The following is a 17,990-nucleotide window of genomic DNA, read 5'->3' on the forward strand; positions in this document are numbered from 1 at the left end:
GAAGGGCCGGCCGCCTCTTTTACTGCCGCGCCGAGCGCACGTTGGCCGGCAAGGAGCCAGGATGGCTGGTGCGGAACGGGTTGATGTCCAGGCCGCCACGGCGCGTGTAGCGTGCGTAGACCGAGAGCTTGAGGGGGCGGCAGCGGGTCCAGATGTCCATGAAGATGCGTTCCACGCATTGCTCATGGAATTCGTTGTGGTTGCGGAAGCTCACCAGGTATTGCAGCAGGCCTTCCTGGTCGATCTGCGCGCCGCTGTAGCGGATCTGCACGCTGCCCCAGTCGGGCTGGCCCGTGACCAGGCAGTTGCTCTTGAGCAGGTGGCTGACCAGGGTCTCGGTGACGGGGCCTTCTTCATGGTTGGCGCGCAGCAGCTCGGGGGCGGGCTGGTATTGCGTGCACTCCACATCCAGGCGGTCCAGCAGCAGGCCGTCGAGCTCCTGCACCATTTCCTGGTCGAAGCGGTCCAGGCCGATGATCTTCACGCCGATGCTGCCCTTTTGCTCGCTGCCGCGCCACAGCGCTTCGGCCAGGTCGGTGCGCAGGCGTGCCTGGACTTCGGCCGCGTCGGTCAGGCGGGTGTTGTTGAAGCTGTTGAGGTAGAGCTTGAAGGACTTGCTTTCGATGAGATTGGGGGTCTCGCAGGGAATCGTGAAATGCACGAGCGCCACCTGCGGCTTGCCGCGCAGGTTGAGCCAGGACAGCTCGAAGGCCGTCCACAGGTCGGCGCCGAAGAAGGGCATCTGGCTGCCCTGAATGCCGATTTCTTCGCGCTTGGGCGCGCGGGGCAGGGGGAACAGCAGCGAGGGGGCGTACTGGTCGATGTAGGCAGAGCTTTTGCCCAGCTGGGATTGTTCGGGAGTGTTCATGGAAAAAGGGCCGGCGGTGCCGGCGCTGGTCAGGCCTGGACGGTCCGCGCGGAGCGCGTGGACCCAGGCTTTGAAGCTAACTGAATTTCCATGCCCGCAGGCATGGGCGGCCATATAAGGTCAATAAGGGTCGGTGCGCCCGGGTTCGCTGGCTATTCAGTGGAATTCGCGCTCGCGCAGCCATTTGGTGGCGATCCATTTTTCGCCGGCCAGCACGGGCGCGCCGCCGTGCAGGGTACGCGTGGAGGGGTCGGGGCGCCCATAGCTGAAGAAGACGGCGTTGCCCCGGCGCGGCACGACTTGCAGCGGCACTTCGGGAAAGATGGTGGCGCCGCCGCGCTCGGGCTCGTTCAGGTAGATGACCAGGGTGCCCACGCGCTGGCCGCCGCGCTTGAGGATGGTGGGCGTGCCGGGTTCGCCGGGCGCGAAGTAGTCGTGGTGGGGCTTGTATTCGGCGCCCGGGCCGTAGTGCAGCACCTGCAGGCCTTCGCCATGGTCCAGCGGCCAGCGCAACAGGCGGGCGATGCGTTCTTCCAGCTGGCTGACGATGCCGGTTTCCCCGCGCTGGAAGAACATGCCGTTGCTGGTTCGGTCGTCATTGATCTCTTCGCCGCCGCTTTGCGTGGCCACGGTGAGCGAGCGCGCCATGCACGGGCGTGCGGCAGCGATGATGGCTTCGCACTCCTCATGCGAGAGCAGGTTGCCGAAGACCACGATGCGCGGGTTGCGCATGCTGACCAGCACCTGGACCTGGCGGTCGCCGACATCGATGCTGCTGGGGTCCTGGGCAAGGTCCGGTTCGGGCAGGCTCGAGGCCGAGACGACGACGGCCGGTGGCGACACCTCGCCCTGTTCGGGCAGGTCCAGCGCCCGCCTTGCCAGTTCTTCGCTCCAGCCCACGTCGCGCATGGAGCGCAGCAGGGCCGCAGGCCCTATGCCGGATGCGCGCTGGTCGCGCACCCATTGCATGAGTTCAGGCGTGAGACCGACGGGCAGGTCCTGCGCGGTGGTCTGGGAATCTGGTGAGGATTTGAGGCTCATGGCGTGCAGTGCGGCCCTTGCCGCAGTGAATGGACTCCAAAGGCATCGAGGCCGGGGCCGGCCGGTGGGGCCGGCGAGGCTCAGTCAGCGGTCTTGCGGCGGAACACCAGGCGCGCAGGCGTCGAGGAAGCTGGCGCCAGCGCGTAGCCCTCCAGATCGAAGGCTTCGAGTTCAGCCGCGCTGCGAGCACGTCGTTGTATGGCAAATCGTGCCATCAGCCCGCGCGCACGTTTGGCATGAAAGCTGATGATCTTGTAGGCGCCGTTCTTGTAATCCTCGAATGCGCATTCCACCACCGGGGGCTTGAGGTGCTTCAAGTCTACCGATTTGAAGTATTCCTGCGAAGCCAGGTTGACGATGACGCGCTCGCCCGCCGGCTGCTTGGCCGCGCGCTGGTTCAGGTGCTCGGCAATGCGGCTGCCCCAGAACTGGTAGAGGTTGCTGCCATGCGCGGTTTCCAGCCGCGTGCCCATTTCCAGGCGGTAGGGCTGCATGCGGTCCAGCGGGCGCAGCACGCCGTACAGGCCGCTGAGGATGGCCAGGTGCTGCTGGGCCCAGTCCAGGTCCTCGGCATCCAGGCTGCGTGCCTGCAGGCCCTCGTAGACATCGCCGTTGAAGGCGAGCAGCGCCTGCCGGGCGTTGGTGGCCGTGAAGCGTGGGCTGAAGGCCTCGTAGCGCGCCACGTTGAGCGCGGCCAGCTTGTCGCTGATACCCATCAGTTCCGATAGTTGCTGGGGCGACTGGCGGCGCAGCACTTCGATCAGCTCCAGCGGCTGCTCGGAGAAGACGGGCAGCGTGTGCGGCAGTTTCGGGGGCAGTGGGGTGTCGTAGTCCAGCGATTTGGCGGGGGAGAGCAGCAACAGCATGGCGGGACGGAAGCTCCTGGAAAGAGGTGGACGGAAGGCGTGGGGAGACGTATGAGGTGAGGGCGGAGGCGGAAACAAACAGGGGCCGCGAGGGCCCCTGTGTTGTCACTGTCTGTGGTCAGACCTGGGCCGCGCCCTGTGGCTGCGGCTGCTGCTCGAACGGCAGTTGCAGCTCGCTGAGGTCCTTGCGTGTTTCCACGAGGATCAGCGGGCCGTCATCCAGAGCGATCACGGGCGGGCGCTCGCGCACGACGCGCTCGGGCTGCGGTTCGGCGGCGATGGCTGCCTGGGCTGCCGCCACCTTGTCGGCATCGGAGCCCACCCATTGCAGACCCGAAGCGGCGGCCAGCGCCTGCAGCTCGGACATGGGCAACTGGTAGGCCTGGACCTTGGGCAGGCCGCGTTCGGCGGTTGCTTCAACGGCCTTGGCTGCTGCGGGCGCGACTGCCACTGCGGCAGGAGCGGCCACGGGTGCAGGTGCTGCCACGGGTGCCACCACGGGGGCGGGTGCGACCGGCGCGGGGGTCACCGCAGCCACGGGCACGGGAGCGGCAACCTGCTGCTCGGGCACGGGGGCCGCGACGGGTTGCTGCACCGCTTGGGCTGCTGCAGCTGCTGCGGGCTGCGCAGGCACTTGCGCTTCGGCCATGGCTTCAGGAGCCTGGGCTTCGGCGGCAGGGCTGGCTGCGTTGAAGTAGCTGCGGCGGGCAGGCTGGTCCTGCTCGGGAGCGGCGGCTTCGAAGGATTGGACGGCTTCGCCCTCCGCTTCGCGCGGTGCGCGCTCTGCACGGTCACCGCGATCGCCACGCTCGCGGCGGTCACGGCCATAGCGGTCGCGCGAACGGCGCTGGCGCGGCTGCTCTTCGCCGGAGGCGGGGGCAGCGTTGTCCAGGGACGGGTCCTGTTGCTGGGCCTGGTTGTCCAGGTTCTCTTCGGTCTCGGGAGCGACTTCGAACTGGCGGGGCTGGCGCTCGCTGCGTTCGGCGCGTTCACCACGTTCACCGCGCTCGCCACGTTCGCGGCGACCTTCACCGCGCTCCTGGCGCTCGCCACGCGGGGCGCGCTCGGGACGCTGCTCGATGGTGCTGCCATCTGCAGCGACAGCGGCCACGCCGTTCACGGCTTCCAGCGGCTGGCGGTTTTCACCGTCACGGCTGCGTTCACCACGGCCACGGCGTTCGCCGCGGTCGGCGCGCTCACCGCGCTCGCCACGATCCGGGCGCTCTCCACGCTCCGGGCGTTCACCGCGTTCAGTGCGCTCACCACGCTCGGCATTGCGGCGGTTGCGATCACCGTTGCCGGCCTGGCGTTCGGCATTGGGGGCGCCAGCGCGCTCGCCATTGCGCTCCGAGCGCTCGCCACGCTCACCATTGCGTTCGTTGCGGCGGCCACGGTTGTCGTTGCGGCCATCACGGCGTGCTTCGCGAGCGGGGGCTTCGGCGGCCGGAGCGGGCGCTGCGACCGGTGCAGGTGCCGCGCTAAAGCCGAACAGGCTCTTGAGCCAGGCAAAGAAGCCTTGCTCGCGTACCACGACGGGGGCGACGGCCGGTGCGGGCGCTGCAGCGGTTGCCGCAGGCTTGGCATCGCGCTGCTGGCCGTTGGCCGGGCGGTTGCGGCTGCCTTCGGGACGGGGCTCGGCGATGGGGGCCGGCATGTCGGGCAGCACGCCCTTGATCATGGGCGTCTGCTTGTTGGTGGGCTCCTGCGAGCGGCGCGTCACCGTGGTTTCCGCGTCCAGCTCCTCGGCCAGCTTGTAGCTGGCTTCCATGCTTTCCAGACGCACGTCGTCGTGCTTGAGGCGCTCGAGCTTGTAGTGCGGCGTGTCCATGGACTTGTTGGGAACCATGATCACGTTGACGCGCTGCTTGAGTTCGATCTTGGTGATCTCGCCGCGCTTTTCGTTGAGCAGGAAGCTGGCCACTTCCACGGGCACCTGGCAGTGCACGGCGGCCGTGTTGTCCTTCATGGACTCTTCCTGGATGATGCGCAGGATCTGCAGCGCCGAGCTTTCCGTGTCACGCACGTGGCCGGAGCCACCGCAGCGCGGGCAGTTGATGTGCGCGCCTTCGGACAGGGCGGGCTTGAGGCGCTGGCGGCTCATCTCCATGAGGCCGAACTTGCTGATGGTGCCGAACTGCACGCGGGCACGGTCCTGGCGCAGCGCGTCGCGCAGGCGGTTCTCGACCTCGCGGCGGTTCTTGCTCTCCTCCATGTCGATGAAGTCGATGACGATCAGGCCGCCCAGGTCACGCAGGCGCATCTGGCGCGCGACTTCGTCGGCGGCTTCCAGGTTGGTGCGTGTGGCGGTTTCCTCGATGTCGCCGCCCTTGATGGCGCGGGCCGAGTTCACGTCGATGGAGACCAGCGCTTCGGTGTGGTCGATGACGATGGCGCCGCCCGAGGGCAGGGTCACGGTGCGCGCGTAGGCCGATTCGATCTGATGCTCGATCTGGAAGCGGCTGAACAGCGGGGCGTCGTCACGGTAGCGTTTGACGCGCGCGGCATGCTCGGGCATGACGTGCTGCATGAACTGCTGCGCCTGCTCGTAGATGTCGTCGGTGTCGATGAGGATGTCGCCGATGTCGCCATTGAAGTAGTCGCGGATGGCGCGGATCACCAGGCTCGATTCCTGGTAGATCAGGAAGGCGCCCTTGGCCGACTTGGCGGCGCCATCGATGGCGTTCCACAGCTTGAGCAGGTAGTTCAGGTCCCACTGCAGCTCGGGCGCAGTGCGGCCGATGCCGGCGGTGCGCGCAATGATGGACATGCCCTTGGGGTACTCAAGCTGGTCCATCGCCTCCTTGAGTTCGGCACGGTCCTCGCCCTCGATGCGGCGCGAGACGCCACCGCCGCGGGGGTTGTTGGGCATCAGCACCACGTAGCGGCCAGCCAGCGAGATGAAGGTGGTCAGGGCCGCGCCCTTGTTGCCGCGCTCTTCCTTCTCGACCTGGACGATCAGTTCCTGGCCTTCGCGGATGACTTCGTTGATGCGGGCCTGGCTGGGGGAGACGCCTTCGGCGAAATACTGCTTGGAGATTTCCTTGAAGGGCAGGAAGCCGTGGCGGTCCTCGCCGTAATCGACGAAGCAGGCCTCGAGGCTGGGCTCCACGCGCGTGACCACAGCCTTGTAGATGTTGCCCTTGCGCTGCTCGCGCCCTTCGATTTCGATTTCGTAGTCGAGCAGCTTCTGGCCATCGACGATGGCAAGGCGACGTTCTTCCGACTGCGTGGCGTTGATGAGCATCCGTTTCATGATGCGTTTCCTTTATTCGTTTTCTCTGGGGCGCGCCGGAGTGCAGCCTCTGCTGCCAGACCGTCACGCCTTTGACTTGTAATCAAAGACAGGCTCGCGAGGGAGCCGAGATGCCGGACTGACGCGTCGAAACGAAAGGAATCGCCGGATGCCTTGATGCTTGAGACCTGGCTCAAGTCAGCAATGGGGGCAAGGGCAGGGGGACGAGAGCGATGAGAGAGGCACGCCGTCCAGCTTCAAGCGAAGCTGCTGCACGTGCGGGGCAGGCGGGAGGCTTGGGGGCGGCAATGATCCTGGGCGCAGGCGTTTTCCTGCTCCACAGCGTGACCATCCATGCCCAAAAGATCCACATGCTCGCTTTTGATCCGCTGGCAGCGGTGGACGCCGGGTCCGACCCCTTCTGCCAGCTTGAGATTCCGTATCAGTGTTTCAATTCGTCAGCCACAACCGATGCAACGACGAACTTCGCAGGCCATCTTTTCCTGCTGTTTCGCGTGCATGACACCGGATGGCATCGACCTGCCTGTGCGGGGAAATGGTTGTTTGGACTAAACTCCATGAGAATCAACCACTTATAAATAGTTCGGCACAGGTGAAACACATTATAGAGGGCAAACCGGCAGACGACCGTTCCCTGAACGCAGCCACTGCCGCAGTGCGGCTGATCGAAGTCGATGACGATTCGGCCGGGCAGCGGTTGGACAACTTTCTCATACGCCATCTCAAGGGCGTTCCCAAGACCCATGTCTATCGCATCATCCGCAGTGGAGAAGTGCGCATCAACAAAGGGCGCGTCAGTGCGGAAACCCGCGTTTCGACCGGTGATATCGTCCGCATACCGCCCGTGCGCATTTCAGAAAAAGTCGCCGAAAAGGCCGAGCGGCCAGCGCCAGCCAGGGATTTCCCCAGTCTGCTGGAAGACGAGCACCTGATCGCCATCGACAAGCCCGCCGGTGTGGCTGTGCATGGCGGCTCGGGTGTGAGTTTTGGTGTCATCGAGCAACTGCGCCAGGCGCGGCCGCAAAGCCGCTTTCTGGAGCTGGTGCATCGGCTCGACCGCGAGACATCCGGCATCTTGCTGGTGGCCAAGAAGCGCTCGGCGCTGACGCATCTGCAGGACCAGTTCCGCGAGCGCGAAACCGGCAAGACCTACCTGGCCCTGGTCCAGGGCACCTGGCCGGCCAACCACAAGGTGATTGATCTGCCGCTGCACAAATACCTGCAGGCCGACGGCGAACGCCGCGTGCGGGTGACCACGGCCGATGATCCTGACGGCATGCGTTCCGTCACGCTGGTGCGCGTTCGCAGCACGCTGGCGCCTCAGCCCCTGCTGGGACTGCCGGCCATGAGCCTGCTGGAGGTGACCATCAAGACCGGGCGCACGCACCAGATCCGCGTGCACCTGTCCAGCCAGGGGCACCCGATTGCGGGCGATGACAAATATGGCGACTTCGACCTGAACCGACGCCTGCAGAAGCAGGGGCTCAAACGCATGTTCCTGCACGCATGGCGGCTACAGTTCACCCACCCGGCCAGTGGCGAGCGGGTGGAGCTGCGCGCCGAGCTTCCCGAAGAACTGGCCCGTTTCGCCGGCTGACGCTGGCTCTGACTCCTTGTAGATATGACAAATCCTGGTTCTTCCGAGATGCACCGTGCGCGCCGCTTCGATCTCATTGCCTTCGACTGGGATGGGACGCTGTCGGATTCCACCGCGGTGATCGTCAAGTGCATTCAGGCGGCCGTGGCCGATGTGGGGGGCACGCCTCCCAGCGATGAGGCGGCGTCCTATGTGATCGGCATGGCGCTGATGCCCGCATTGGCGCGTGCAGCTCCCGATGTGCCGCCCGAAAAATACCCCGAGCTGGGCAACCGCTATCGCCACCATTTCATCAAGCACCAGGACGACATCAGCCTGTTCGCCGGCGTGCTGCCCATGCTGGCGGCGCTGCGCGAGCGAGGGCACCTGCTGGCCGTGGCCACGGGCAAGAGCCGCCGTGGTCTGAACGATGCGCTGCAGGACCCGCAGCTGCGCGGCATGTTCGACAGCTCGCGCACGGCGGACGAGACCGCCGGCAAGCCGAATCCGCTGATGCTGCAGGAGCTGATGGCCGAATTTGGTGCGGACCCTTCGCGGGTGCTGATGATCGGCGACACCACGCACGACCTGGAACTGGCCCGCAATGCAGGCTGTGCCAGCGTGGGCGTGGGCTATGGCGCGCATCCCACCGACGGCTTTGGCGTGCTGAAGCCGTTGCATGTGGCGCAGAGTGTTGCGGATTTGCATCAGTGGCTGTTGGCCCATGGCTGAGTCGTCATGCCCGCGTCAGCGCGTTGATTCATGCTCGTGAGGTGTGCCGTTGACCGTTGAACGCATCGTTCTGTGCGCCAGCGATGCCCTGCAGGAAGGGGCGAATGCCGTGCCTTTCGACGTGGTCTACGCGGGTCATGCCTGCCGCGCATTCGCCATCCGCTTCGAGGGACAGGTGCATGCCTATCTGAATCGCTGCACCCATGTGGCCATGGAGATGGACTACCAGCCGGACCGCTTTTTCGATGACACCGGACGCTGGCTGCTGTGCGCCACCCATGGAGCGGCCTACGCGCCCGACAGCGGCGCCTGCGCTGGCGGGCCCTGCCGTGGCGGCCTTGTGAAAATCTCCCTGAGCGAAAGCGCGGGGGTGGTGCACTGGCATACTGCCGATAACCTGAAACCCGTCGAGTTCTGACATGACTTCCCCCATACCTCCGGAAAATCCTGGCTCCGCATCGCACCCATCCCCGGGTGCGGACCTGTGGGCCCGGGCCACGCCCGCCACGGCGGCTGCCGATGCGCGCACGGCGGCATCAAGCGGCTGGGAGCGGGAGGTGCTGGAAAAGCTGGTCTTCGCCACCATCAACGAGCAGCGTGCCTCGCGCCGCTGGCGCCTGTTTGGCCGCCTGCTGTGGACGGCGCTCATCCTCGTGGTGCTGTGGGTGCTGTTTGCCAAGGACACGGCGACCACGACCAGTTCCTCCCCGCACACGGCCGTGGTCGAGGTCAAGGGCGAGATCGCCGCAGGTGCCGACGCCAGTGCGGAATTCGTGGTGGCCGCCATGCGCAGTGCGTTCGAGGATTCGGGCTCGCGCGCCGTGGTGCTGCTGATCAACTCGCCGGGCGGCAGCCCTGTGCAGGCCGGCATCATCAATGACGAAATCGTGCGGCTCAAGGGCAAGTACGACAAGCCCCTGTATGCCGTGGTGGAAGAAACCTGCGCTTCGGCCGCCTACTACATTGCCGCCGCCGCCGATGAGATCTTTGTGGACAAGGCCAGCATCGTGGGCAGCATCGGCGTGCTCATGGATGGCTTTGGCTTCACCGGCGCCATGGAAAAGCTCGGCGTGGAACGCCGTCTGCTGACGGCTGGCGAGAACAAGGGTTTCCTGGACCCGTTCAGCCCCATGTCCGAAGGGCAGCGCGAACATGCCCACAAGATGCTGGGCCAGATCCACTCGCAGTTCATCAACGTGGTCAAGGCTGGCCGTGGTGATCGCCTGCATGAGACGCCCGAGACGTTCAGCGGCCTGTTCTGGACCGGCCAGCAGGCGGTGGAGATGGGCCTGGCCGACAAGCTGGGCAGTCTTGACTATGTGGCCCGTGAAGTGGTCAAGGCGGAAGAGGTGGTGGATTACACGCGCCGCGACAACGTGGCCGAGCGCCTGGCCAAGCGTTTCGGCGCGGCCTTTGGAGGCGGTGCGGTGCAGGCACTGCGTTCCAGCCTCCCGGCTCTGCGCTGATTCTTGCGGGATTTCCCGCTCGGTCTGCCAAGACGAAAAAGCCCGCCTTCTTGTCGAAGGCGGGCTTTTTCGCTGGTGGGCGGCTTCAGCGGCCGATGGAGAACACCACCGGCGTGCGGTTGTCCGGCGCTTCCTTGTGCTGGCGCCATTCGCGTACCAGTCGGCTTTCGATGCGGACGCTCTCCAGTGTCAGGCCGCAGGCCAACGCCAAACGGGTATGGGGTTGCAGCGTCTGCAGCAGGGCTTGCCAAAGCGCGGCGTTGCGGTAGGGCGTCTCGATGAACTGCTGGGTCTGGCCTTGGCGCAATGCCAGGGCTTCAAGCTCCTTGATGCGCTGTACCCGTCCGCCGGCATCCTGGGGCAGGTAGCCCACAAAGGCATAGTTCTGTCCGTTGAGCCCGCTGGCGGCCAGCGCCAGCAGCAGCGATACGGGTCCGATCAGCGGCACGACACGTATGCCCAAATCGTGCGCGGCGCGCACGATGGAGCTGCCGGGGTCGGCCACGGCGGGCATTCCGGCCTCGCTGACCAGTCCCATGTCGTGTCCGGCCAGCAAGGGGGCGAGCAGTGGCTTGGCGTCAAAGACGGCGGCACCCTTGTCGCCATGGTCCCCCTTCTTGTGGGCCTCGCGCGGCAGCTCGGTGATCTGCTGGGTCTGCAAGGGCTGGGCCAGTGCATGCAGCGCGTCGATGCGCTTGAGATAGGCGCGTGTGCTCTTGGCGTTTTCGCAGATCCAGTGGGTCAGCCGCGCAGCGGTGCGCAGTGTCCCATCGGGCAGGACCTGCGTCAGCGGCGTTTGCTCATCGCAGCCGAAGTCCAGCGGCGCGGGCACCAGGTAAAGCGTTCCTGTCAGGGGCTTGGTGATGGCATCACTCATGGCAGCACGGCTCCTGCGGCGCGCAGCAACTGGCATGTGCGGATCAGCGGAAGGCCGATCAGTGCCGTGGGGTCGTCGCTGACGATGGCGTCGAGCAGGGCAATGCCCAGGCCCTCGCTCTTGGCGCTGCCTGCGCAGTCATAAGGCTGCTCGGCGCGCAGGTAGCGCTCGATTTCCGCATCGTTGAGATCGCGAAAGCGCACCTGAACCGTCACCACGTCGGTCTCGGAAAAGCCGGTTTCCTGGCAGACCACGCTCACGGCAGTGTGGAAATTCATCTGGTGCCCGCTCATCTGGCGCAACTGTTCGGTGGCGCGTTCATGGTTGCCGGGCTTGGACAGCGACAGGCCATCGAGCTCGGGCACCTGGTCGGAGCCGATGACAACGGCGCCGGGGTGCAGCGCAGCCACGGCCTGTGCCTTGGCCAGGGCCAGGCGCAGGGAAAGGGCGTGCGGTGTCTCTCCGGCCAGAGGTGTTTCATCGACTTCCGGGGAGACGGTCTGGAATGGCAGCCGCAGCCGCTCCAGGAGTTCGCGGCGGTAGCGTGAGGTGGAGCCAAGGATCAGGGGACGCGCCAGGCCGGGAGCCTGGGCTAAGGCGGGGTGGGGAGCTTGCATGCCCGGATTCTCTTACACTGCCCGCATGAGCAAGGAATTTTCTGCGGCCCGCCTCGATGTTCGCGCTTTCGCGCAATCGCAGGGCCATCTTCAGGACCAGACAACACTGTCAGTCTTCCCTCGTCTGGCCCAGGATGCGCAGCCGGATGCCGGTGACACGCACGGCCAGGTGCACTGGCAGGCGGACGGCGAGCTGGTCGAGCAGACCGGCGGCCCCGGTCAGGTGTGGCTGCATCTGCAGGCCGATGCCGTCGTGCCCATGGTGTGCCAGCGCTGCCTGGCCCTGGCGCCCATCACCCTGCAGGTTGATCGGTCTTTTCGCTTTGTTGCGGATGAAGCCACAGCCGAGTCCGAGGACGATGAAAGCGATGAGGACCTGCTGGTGCTCAGCCGCGAGTTCAATCTGCTCGAACTCATAGAGGACGAGTTGCTCATGGAGCTGCCCGTGGTGCCGCGTCACGATGTCTGCCCCGAGTCTGTGAGCTTGCAGTCCAGCGACGCGGACTTCGAGCAGGCCATCGAGGACAAGCCCAATCCGTTCGCCGTCCTTCGCGGCCTGGATGTGGGCAAATCCGCAGACTGATCGAGATGCCCGGAAAAAAGGTCGAGGCCGGGAAAAGCGATTGCGCTATAATCAAGGGCTTCGCGCGAAACCCCCTCGTGTCTTTAATGGGCTGATCGCGTTTTTTACCAACCCTTTTCAGATACACAGGAGCCATCATGGCTGTTCAGCAGAACAAGAAGTCCCCCTCCAAGCGCGGTATGCACCGTTCGCACAATGCACTGAATGTGCCTGGCATCGCCGTGGAACCCACCACGGGTGAAACCCACCTGCGTCACCACATCAGCCCCAACGGCGTGTACCGCGGCCGTCAAGTGCTGAAGAACAAGTCCGAAGCCTGACCTTCGACCGTTCCCGCAGAGCCCGCGGCTACAGTTTTCGTAGCGCGGGCTTTTGTTTTTTCTGATGGCCGTTCCTATCTTTCCAGGCCTTGCAACAGGCTTGCCAGTCGCTCATGATCACTTTGGCCGTTGACTGCATGGGGGGTGATCACGGCCCCCGCGTCACGCTCGCGGCGTGCCGCCAGTTCCTCGATTCCCATTCCGACGCCCGGCTGCTGTTGGTTGGCCAGCCCGATGCGCTGGCTGGCTTTGCGCATGAGCGCGCCAGCGTGGTGCCGGCCTCGGAAGTCGTTGGCATGGATGACCCGATCGAGGTGGCGCTGCGCAGGAAGAAGGATTCCTCGATGCGCGTCGCCATCCAGCAGGTCAAGGATGGCCAGGCTGCTGCTGCCGTGTCTGCTGGAAATACAGGTGCGCTGATGGCCATCTCGCGCTACCTGCTCAAGACGCTGGATGGCATCGATCGCCCCGCCATCGCTCCCCAGTTGCCCAATGCCAAGGGTGGTGCCACCACGGTGCTGGACCTGGGTGCCAACGTGGACTGCTCGGCAGAGCATCTGCTGCAGTTCGCCGTCATGGGCTCGGCCCTGGTGTCTGCGCTGAACAACGAAGAGGCGCCTTCCGTGGGCCTGCTCAATATCGGCGAAGAGCAGATCAAGGGCAGCGAAGTCATCAAGCGTGCGGGCGAACTGTTGCGTGCGGCCGGCAAGGCCGGTCACCTGAACTTCTACGGAAACGTCGAAGGCAACGATATCTTCAAGGGCACGACCCAGGTCGTGGTCTGCGACGGCTTTGTGGGCAACGTGGCCCTCAAGTCTTCCGAGGGGGTGGCGTCCATGATCTCCAATGCCCTCAAGCAGGAGTTCAAGCGCAACATCTTCACCAAAATGGCTGCAATCGTTGCCTATCCGGTGCTAACTGCGCTGATGAATCGCGTGGACCATCGGCGTCACAACGGTGCGGCGCTGCTGGGCCTTCGTGGGCTGGTGTTCAAAAGCCATGGGTCAGCCGATGCCTTGGCTTTCGAGCACGCGCTGAACCGCGCGTATGATGCGGCCCGCAACAACCTGCTCGACCGTGTCCGTACCCGCATCTCCGCAGCCCTGCCTCTTTTGCTGGCTGCGCAGTCGGAATCAGGACCGTCGGCGCCCTAATACAGATGAGACGCTACGCACGCATCACCGGCACGGGCAGCTACCTGCCACCCCGCCGACTCACCAATCACGATCTGGCAGCCGAACTGGCCCAGCGTGGCATCGAGACCTCGGACGAGTGGATCGTCGAGCGCACCGGCATCCATGCCCGTCACTTTGCCGCGCCCGACGTGGCCAGCAGCGATCTGGCCCTGGAGGCGTCGAAGAAGGCGCTGGAGGCCGCTGGCTGCCAGCCACAGGACATCGACCTGATCATCGTCGCCACCTCGACGCCCGACATGGTCTTCCCGTCCACTGCCTGCATCCTGCAGAACAAGCTTGGCGCCAATGGCTGCGCGGCCTTTGACGTGCAGGCTGTGTGCAGCGGCTTTGTCTACGCTCTCACGGTGGCCGATGCCATGATCCAGTCCGGCGCCGCAAGCCGCGCGCTGGTGGTGGGTTCCGAAGTCTTCAGCCGCATCCTTGATTTCAACGACCGCACGACCTGCGTGCTGTTCGGCGACGGCGCCGGCGCGGTGGTGCTGGAGGCGTCCGATCAGCCTGGGATCCTGGCGTCCGACCTGCATGCCGATGGCAAGCATGTCGGCATCCTCTGCGTGCCGGGCAATGTGTCCGGTGGCCAGGTGCTCGGCGATCCGCTGCTGAAGATGGATGGACAGGCCGTGTTCAAGCTGGCGGTCGGCGTCCTGGAAAAGGCCGCCCGCGCTACGCTGGACAAGGCCGGGCTCACCGATGCCGACATCGACTGGCTGATTCCTCACCAGGCCAACATCCGCATCATGCAAAGCACGGCGCGCAAGCTCAAGCTGTCCATGGACAAGGTGGTGGTGACCGTGGACCAGCATGGCAATACCTCGGCCGCCTCGATCCCGCTGGCGCTGGACCACGGCGTGCGCAATGGCCAGGTCAAGCCTGGGCAGACCGTGCTGCTGGAGGGCGTGGGCGGTGGCTTCACCTGGGGTGCGGTGCTTCTCAAGATGTGATGCGGGATGCCTGCCTGTCGGCAGGCTCCCATGGCGCGGCTTTTATTTTTGAAAATATGAAGAAGTTTGCATTCGTCTTTCCCGGCCAGGGTTCGCAATCGGTTGGCATGCTCGACGGATGGGGTGACCATCCTGTCGTGGCGCAGACGCTGGCCGAAGCGTCCGAGGCGCTGGGTGAAAACATCGGCCAGCTGATCCAGCAAGGACCGAAGGAAGCCCTGGCGCTCACCACCAACACCCAGCCCGTGATGCTGGTGGCCGGTGTGGCCGCCTGGCGCGTGTGGCAGGCCGAAGGCGGCGCGCTGCCCGATGCCGTGGCAGGCCATTCGCTGGGCGAGTATTCCGCCCTGGTCGCTTCGGGCGTGCTGACGCTGGCCCAGGCTGCCCCGCTGGTGCGGCTGCGTGCTGCAGCCATGCAGGAGGCCGTGCCCGTGGGCACGGGCGCAATGGCGGCCATCCTGGGCCTGGACGCCGACAAGGTGCGCGCAGGCTGCGCCGAGGTCACGGCTGCCCTGGGTGGCGCTGAAGTCGTCGAAGCCGTCAATTTCAACGATCCTTCGCAGACCGTGATCGCCGGCAGCAAGGCTGCTGTCGAAAAGGCCTGCGAAGCCCTCAAGGCCGCAGGCGCCAAGCGCGCCCTGCCGTTGCCCGTGTCTGCGCCGTTCCATTCCAGCCTGATGAAGCCCGCGGCCGAAAAGCTCAAGGCGGCGCTGGCTGCCACGGCGCTGGCTGCGCCGCAGATTCCCGTGCTCAACAACATCGACGTGGCGGTCGAGCAAGACGCCGACGCCATCCGCGATGCGCTGTATCGCCAGGCCTTTGGCCCGGTGCGCTGGGTGGAATGCGTTCAGGCCATGAAGGCGCGCGGCATCGTGCATCTCGTCGAGTGCGGTCCCGGCAAGGTGCTCATGGGCCTGACCAAGCGGATTGACGCGGACCTGACGGCCGCTGCCCTCTATGATCCGGCCACGCTGGCCGACGTGAAAGAATCCCTCGCATGACTGACAACCAGAACAAGCCCCAGGTTGCCCTGGTGACGGGTGCCTCGCGTGGCATTGGTGCTGCCATTGCCCAGGAGCTGGCGGCGCGCGGCTACCGCGTGATCGGCACGGCCACCACCGACGGTGGCGCGGAAAAGATCGGCCAGGCCCTGTCGGCCCATGAGGGCTGCCGCGGCGTGAACCTCAATGTCACGGATGGGGCGGCCGTCGATGCCTTGATCGACAGCATTGTCAAGAATGACGGCGGCCTGCATGTGCTGGTCAACAACGCCGGCATCACACGCGACACCCTGGCCATGCGCATGAAGGACGACGACTGGGATGCGGTGATCGACACCAATCTCAAGGCGGTTTTCCGAGTCAGCCGTACGGCCATTCGGCCCATGATGAAGCAGCGTTTTGGCCGCATCATCAACATCACCAGCGTCGTTGGCGCCTCCGGCAACCCCGGTCAGGCCAACTATGCAGCCGCCAAGGCCGGCGTTGCCGGCATGACGCGTGCGCTGGCCCGTGAACTGGGCAGCCGCGGCATCACGGTCAACTGCGTGGCGCCTGGTTTCATTGCCACCGACATGACGGCGGAGCTGCCCGAAGAGCAGAAGAACGCCCTCAAATCGCAGATCGCCATGGGCGATCTGGGCCAGCCCAGCGACATCGCCCATGCCGTGGCCTACCTCGCATCTGCGGGTGCGGGATACGTCACCGGCCAGGAATTGCACGTCAACGGCGGCATGTACATGTAAGTGCTGCGGCGGCTTCGGGTAGACCCCTGCCAGAAGCCGGCGTTGCTTGCAACAGAAGAGGCCGTTTCCTCGCGACGGCCGGCTGAAGAGGGCCTGAGGCCCGAAGCAGCTAGAATCGCGGGTTCATTCACAACCCCCAGAGGGAAACCATGAGCGATATCGAAGCACGTGTCAAAAAAATCATTGCCGAACAACTCGGCGTTGAAGAGTCTCAAGTCACCAACGAAAAGGCCTTCGTGGCTGATCTGGGTGCTGACTCCCTGGACACGGTGGAGCTGGTGATGGCCCTGGAAGATGAATTCGGCATCGAGATCCCCGACGAAGACGCGGAAAAGATCACGACGGTGCAAAACGCCATCGACTACGCCAACACCCACCAGAAGGCCTGATAGGGCCCTGACCCGAGCGATCAGCAGAAGGTTTTACGCATGAGCCGTCGTCGCGTTGTCGTGACCGGCCTGGGTTGCATCTCCCCCGTGGGTAACACGGTGGGCGACGCCTGGGCCAATCTTTTGGCCGGCCAGTCCGGCATTGACCTCATCACCAAGTTCGATGCCTCGAACTTTGCCTGCAAGATTGCGGGTGAGGTCAAGGGATTCGATGTGGAGTCGTACATGAGCGCCAAGGATGCGCGCTCCATGGACACCTTCATCCATTACGGCATCGCTGCTGCGGCGCAAGCCGTGCAGGACTCAGGTCTGCCCACGGGCGAGGCCTTGTCGGATGATCTGGCCACGCGCATCGGCTGTGTGATCGGTTCGGGCATCGGCGGCTTGCCGCTGATCGAGAACACCCACGCGGAACTGGCTGCGCGCGGACCGCGCCGCATCACGCCGTTCTTCGTGCCTGCCTCCATCATCAACATGGTGGCTGGCCATGTGTCCATGCGCTTCGGCTTCAAGGGGCCGAATCTTGCCGTGGTGACTGCCTGCACGACCGGGCTGCACTGCATAGGCGAGGCGGGACGCATGATCGAATACGGCGATGCCGATGTGGTGGTGGCTGGTGGCACGGAAGCCACGGTCTCCCCCCTGGGCGTCGGCGGCTTTGCCGCCATGCGCGCCCTGTCCACGCGCAATGATGATCCCAAGGCCGCTTCGCGCCCCTGGGACAAGGACCGCGACGGCTTCGTGCTGGGCGAAGGCGCGGGCGTGCTGGTGCTGGAAGAGTACGAGCATGCCAAGGCCCGCGGTGCCAAGATCTACGCCGAACTGTGTGGCTACGGCATGAGTGCCGACGCCGGCCACATGACGGCACCCAACATGGACGGCCCGCGCCGCGCCATGCTGGCAGCTTTGCGAAATGCCGGCATCAATGCCGACCAGATCGACTATCTGAACGCGCACGGCACTTCCACGCCGCTGGGCGACCTCAACGAGACCAACGCCATCAAGGCGGCTCTGGGCGATCACGCCAAGAAAATCGTTGTCAGTTCGACCAAGTCCATGACAGGTCACCTGCTGGGCGGTGCTGGTGGCATCGAGAGCGTCTTCACCGTGCTGGCACTGCACGAGCAAAAGATTCCTCCGACCATCAACCTGGACAACCAGGACCCGGAGTGCGATCTCGACTACTGCGCCAATACGGCACGGGACGCGACGATCGAGGTGGCGGTGAAGAACAACTTCGGCTTCGGAGGCACCAACGGAACGCTGGTGTTCAAGCGGATCTGAGGCCTGCGCAACGCACATGAAAAGCCCGCCCCGTAAGGGAGCGGGCTTTTTTATTTCGCGCATGTGCCAGGTGAAAGCAGGATAAATGTCGGTCATGCTGCGGTTTTGCGACACTGCAGGCATGCCGTCTCGCCATGCGCCGCCCGCAGTTCGCCATCCGCTGAAGCCCTCGCGCACCGTGGCAGCATGTCTTTGTGCGCTTTGGCTGCTGGCCGCCATGCTTTTACTGGCATGGGC

Annotated in this window: 18 protein-coding genes; 12 read left to right on the plus strand and 6 right to left on the minus strand. The window is 65.0% G+C overall.

The features are described from left to right. Positions 1-19: 19 nt before the first annotated feature. The 4 genes from queF to DA1_RS01205 all read right to left on the minus strand — a co-directional run bounded on the left by queF (position 20) and on the right by DA1_RS01205 (position 6,028). Positions 20-868, minus strand: coding sequence for an NADPH-dependent 7-cyano-7-deazaguanine reductase QueF (gene queF / locus DA1_RS01190; protein WP_034396697.1), 849 nt, complete (start codon positions 866-868; stop codon positions 20-22). A 156-nt stretch (positions 869-1,024) separates the two neighbouring features. Further along, positions 1,025-1,909, minus strand: coding sequence for a 2OG-Fe(II) oxygenase (locus DA1_RS01195; RefSeq protein WP_034396695.1), 885 nt, complete (start codon positions 1,907-1,909; stop codon positions 1,025-1,027). Between the two features lie 80 nt (positions 1,910-1,989). Then, positions 1,990-2,775, minus strand: a complete 786-nt coding sequence (gene yaaA / locus DA1_RS01200) for a peroxide stress protein YaaA (protein WP_013800980.1) — start codon at positions 2,773-2,775, stop codon at positions 1,990-1,992. Positions 2,776-2,893: 118 nt separating this feature from the next. Next, positions 2,894-6,028, minus strand: a complete 3,135-nt coding sequence (locus DA1_RS01205; RefSeq protein WP_034396694.1) for an Rne/Rng family ribonuclease — start codon at positions 6,026-6,028, stop codon at positions 2,894-2,896. A 535-nt stretch (positions 6,029-6,563) separates the two neighbouring features. Between DA1_RS01205 and DA1_RS01215 the strand changes: the two genes are divergently transcribed. The 4 genes from DA1_RS01215 to DA1_RS01230 are packed head-to-tail and all read left to right on the plus strand — an operon-like array spanning position 6,564 to position 9,802. Continuing rightward, a complete protein-coding gene (locus tag DA1_RS01215) occupies positions 6,564-7,625 on the plus strand; it encodes an RluA family pseudouridine synthase (RefSeq protein ID WP_034396692.1) in 1,062 nt (353 codons plus the stop codon). Between the two features lie 24 nt (positions 7,626-7,649). Further along, positions 7,650-8,336, plus strand: coding sequence for an HAD family hydrolase (locus DA1_RS01220; RefSeq protein ID WP_012207078.1), 687 nt, complete (start codon positions 7,650-7,652; stop codon positions 8,334-8,336). A gap of 49 nt (positions 8,337-8,385) precedes the next feature. After that, the gene (locus tag DA1_RS01225; RefSeq protein ID WP_013800985.1) at positions 8,386-8,754 is read left to right on the plus strand and encodes a Rieske (2Fe-2S) protein; all 369 of its coding nucleotides are present in this window, start codon (positions 8,386-8,388) and stop codon (positions 8,752-8,754) included. 1 nt (position 8,755) lies between these two features. After that, positions 8,756-9,802, plus strand: a complete 1,047-nt coding sequence (locus tag DA1_RS01230; protein ID WP_012207076.1) for a S49 family peptidase — start codon at positions 8,756-8,758, stop codon at positions 9,800-9,802. Between the two features lie 85 nt (positions 9,803-9,887). Here DA1_RS01230 and DA1_RS01235 read toward each other — a convergent pair whose 3' ends face one another. Then, positions 9,888-10,679, minus strand: a complete 792-nt coding sequence (locus DA1_RS01235; protein WP_034396690.1) for an SAM-dependent methyltransferase — start codon at positions 10,677-10,679, stop codon at positions 9,888-9,890. Next, the gene (locus DA1_RS01240; RefSeq protein ID WP_034396688.1) at positions 10,676-11,296 is read right to left on the minus strand and encodes a Maf family nucleotide pyrophosphatase; all 621 of its coding nucleotides are present in this window, start codon (positions 11,294-11,296) and stop codon (positions 10,676-10,678) included. The genes DA1_RS01235 and DA1_RS01240 overlap by 4 nt, the downstream gene beginning before the upstream one ends. Positions 11,297-11,321: 25 nt before the next feature. On the opposite strand from DA1_RS01240, the gene DA1_RS01245 reads away from it, so the two are divergent. The 8 genes from DA1_RS01245 (at position 11,322) to fabF (ending at position 17,753) form a co-directional block, all read left to right on the plus strand. Beyond that, positions 11,322-11,879, plus strand: coding sequence for a YceD family protein (locus DA1_RS01245; RefSeq protein WP_034396686.1), 558 nt, complete (start codon positions 11,322-11,324; stop codon positions 11,877-11,879). 137 nt (positions 11,880-12,016) lie between these two features. Then, positions 12,017-12,199, plus strand: a complete 183-nt coding sequence (gene rpmF / locus DA1_RS01250; RefSeq protein WP_012207072.1) for a 50S ribosomal protein L32 — start codon at positions 12,017-12,019, stop codon at positions 12,197-12,199. A gap of 113 nt (positions 12,200-12,312) precedes the next feature. Then, positions 12,313-13,353: a phosphate acyltransferase PlsX gene (plsX, locus tag DA1_RS01255; protein ID WP_013800990.1), complete on the plus strand. Its 1,041-nt coding sequence runs from the start codon at positions 12,313-12,315 to the stop codon at positions 13,351-13,353. A 5-nt stretch (positions 13,354-13,358) separates the two neighbouring features. Continuing rightward, on the plus strand, positions 13,359-14,336 hold the full coding sequence (locus DA1_RS01260; protein WP_034396684.1) for a beta-ketoacyl-ACP synthase III: 978 nt from the start codon (positions 13,359-13,361) through the stop codon (positions 14,334-14,336). Between the two features lie 56 nt (positions 14,337-14,392). Next, on the plus strand, positions 14,393-15,337 hold the full coding sequence (fabD, locus tag DA1_RS01265; RefSeq protein WP_034398898.1) for an ACP S-malonyltransferase: 945 nt from the start codon (positions 14,393-14,395) through the stop codon (positions 15,335-15,337). After that, positions 15,334-16,080, plus strand: coding sequence for a 3-oxoacyl-ACP reductase FabG (fabG, locus tag DA1_RS01270; protein ID WP_013800993.1), 747 nt, complete (start codon positions 15,334-15,336; stop codon positions 16,078-16,080). The genes fabD and fabG overlap by 4 nt, the downstream gene beginning before the upstream one ends. 149 nt (positions 16,081-16,229) lie before the next feature. Then, positions 16,230-16,469, plus strand: coding sequence for an acyl carrier protein (acpP, locus tag DA1_RS01275; RefSeq protein ID WP_003058049.1), 240 nt, complete (start codon positions 16,230-16,232; stop codon positions 16,467-16,469). A gap of 39 nt (positions 16,470-16,508) precedes the next feature. Next, the gene (gene fabF, locus DA1_RS01280; RefSeq protein WP_013800994.1) at positions 16,509-17,753 is read left to right on the plus strand and encodes a beta-ketoacyl-ACP synthase II; all 1,245 of its coding nucleotides are present in this window, start codon (positions 16,509-16,511) and stop codon (positions 17,751-17,753) included. The last annotated feature ends 237 nt before the right edge of the window (positions 17,754-17,990 follow it).

This window comes from Delftia acidovorans NBRC 14950 (assembly GCF_001598795.1).
GTDB classification, from domain to species: Bacteria; Pseudomonadota; Gammaproteobacteria; order Burkholderiales; family Burkholderiaceae_C; genus Comamonas; species Comamonas acidovorans.

Coding starts and splice junctions, on each gene's coding strand:
- DA1_RS01220 (WP_012207078.1), top strand. CDS start 7,650: ATGACAAATCCTGGTTCTTCCGAGATGCACCGTGCGCGCCGCTTCGAT.
- fabF (WP_013800994.1), top strand. CDS start 16,509: ATGAGCCGTCGTCGCGTTGTCGTGACCGGCCTGGGTTGCATCTCCCCC.
- acpP (WP_003058049.1), top strand. CDS start 16,230: ATGAGCGATATCGAAGCACGTGTCAAAAAAATCATTGCCGAACAACTC.
- rpmF (WP_012207072.1), top strand. CDS start 12,017: ATGGCTGTTCAGCAGAACAAGAAGTCCCCCTCCAAGCGCGGTATGCAC.
- fabD (WP_034398898.1), top strand. CDS start 14,393: ATGAAGAAGTTTGCATTCGTCTTTCCCGGCCAGGGTTCGCAATCGGTT.
- DA1_RS01245 (WP_034396686.1), top strand. CDS start 11,322: ATGAGCAAGGAATTTTCTGCGGCCCGCCTCGATGTTCGCGCTTTCGCG.
- DA1_RS01215 (WP_034396692.1), top strand. CDS start 6,564: ATGGTTGTTTGGACTAAACTCCATGAGAATCAACCACTTATAAATAGT.
- DA1_RS01205 (WP_034396694.1), bottom strand. CDS start 6,028: ATGAAACGGATGCTCATCAACGCCACGCAGTCGGAAGAACGTCGCCTT.
- fabG (WP_013800993.1), top strand. CDS start 15,334: ATGACTGACAACCAGAACAAGCCCCAGGTTGCCCTGGTGACGGGTGCC.
- plsX (WP_013800990.1), top strand. CDS start 12,313: ATGATCACTTTGGCCGTTGACTGCATGGGGGGTGATCACGGCCCCCGC.
- DA1_RS01260 (WP_034396684.1), top strand. CDS start 13,359: ATGAGACGCTACGCACGCATCACCGGCACGGGCAGCTACCTGCCACCC.
- queF (WP_034396697.1), bottom strand. CDS start 868: ATGAACACTCCCGAACAATCCCAGCTGGGCAAAAGCTCTGCCTACATC.
- yaaA (WP_013800980.1), bottom strand. CDS start 2,775: ATGCTGTTGCTGCTCTCCCCCGCCAAATCGCTGGACTACGACACCCCA.
- DA1_RS01235 (WP_034396690.1), bottom strand. CDS start 10,679: ATGAGTGATGCCATCACCAAGCCCCTGACAGGAACGCTTTACCTGGTG.
- DA1_RS01195 (WP_034396695.1), bottom strand. CDS start 1,909: ATGAGCCTCAAATCCTCACCAGATTCCCAGACCACCGCGCAGGACCTG.
- DA1_RS01230 (WP_012207076.1), top strand. CDS start 8,756: ATGACTTCCCCCATACCTCCGGAAAATCCTGGCTCCGCATCGCACCCA.
- DA1_RS01240 (WP_034396688.1), bottom strand. CDS start 11,296: ATGCAAGCTCCCCACCCCGCCTTAGCCCAGGCTCCCGGCCTGGCGCGT.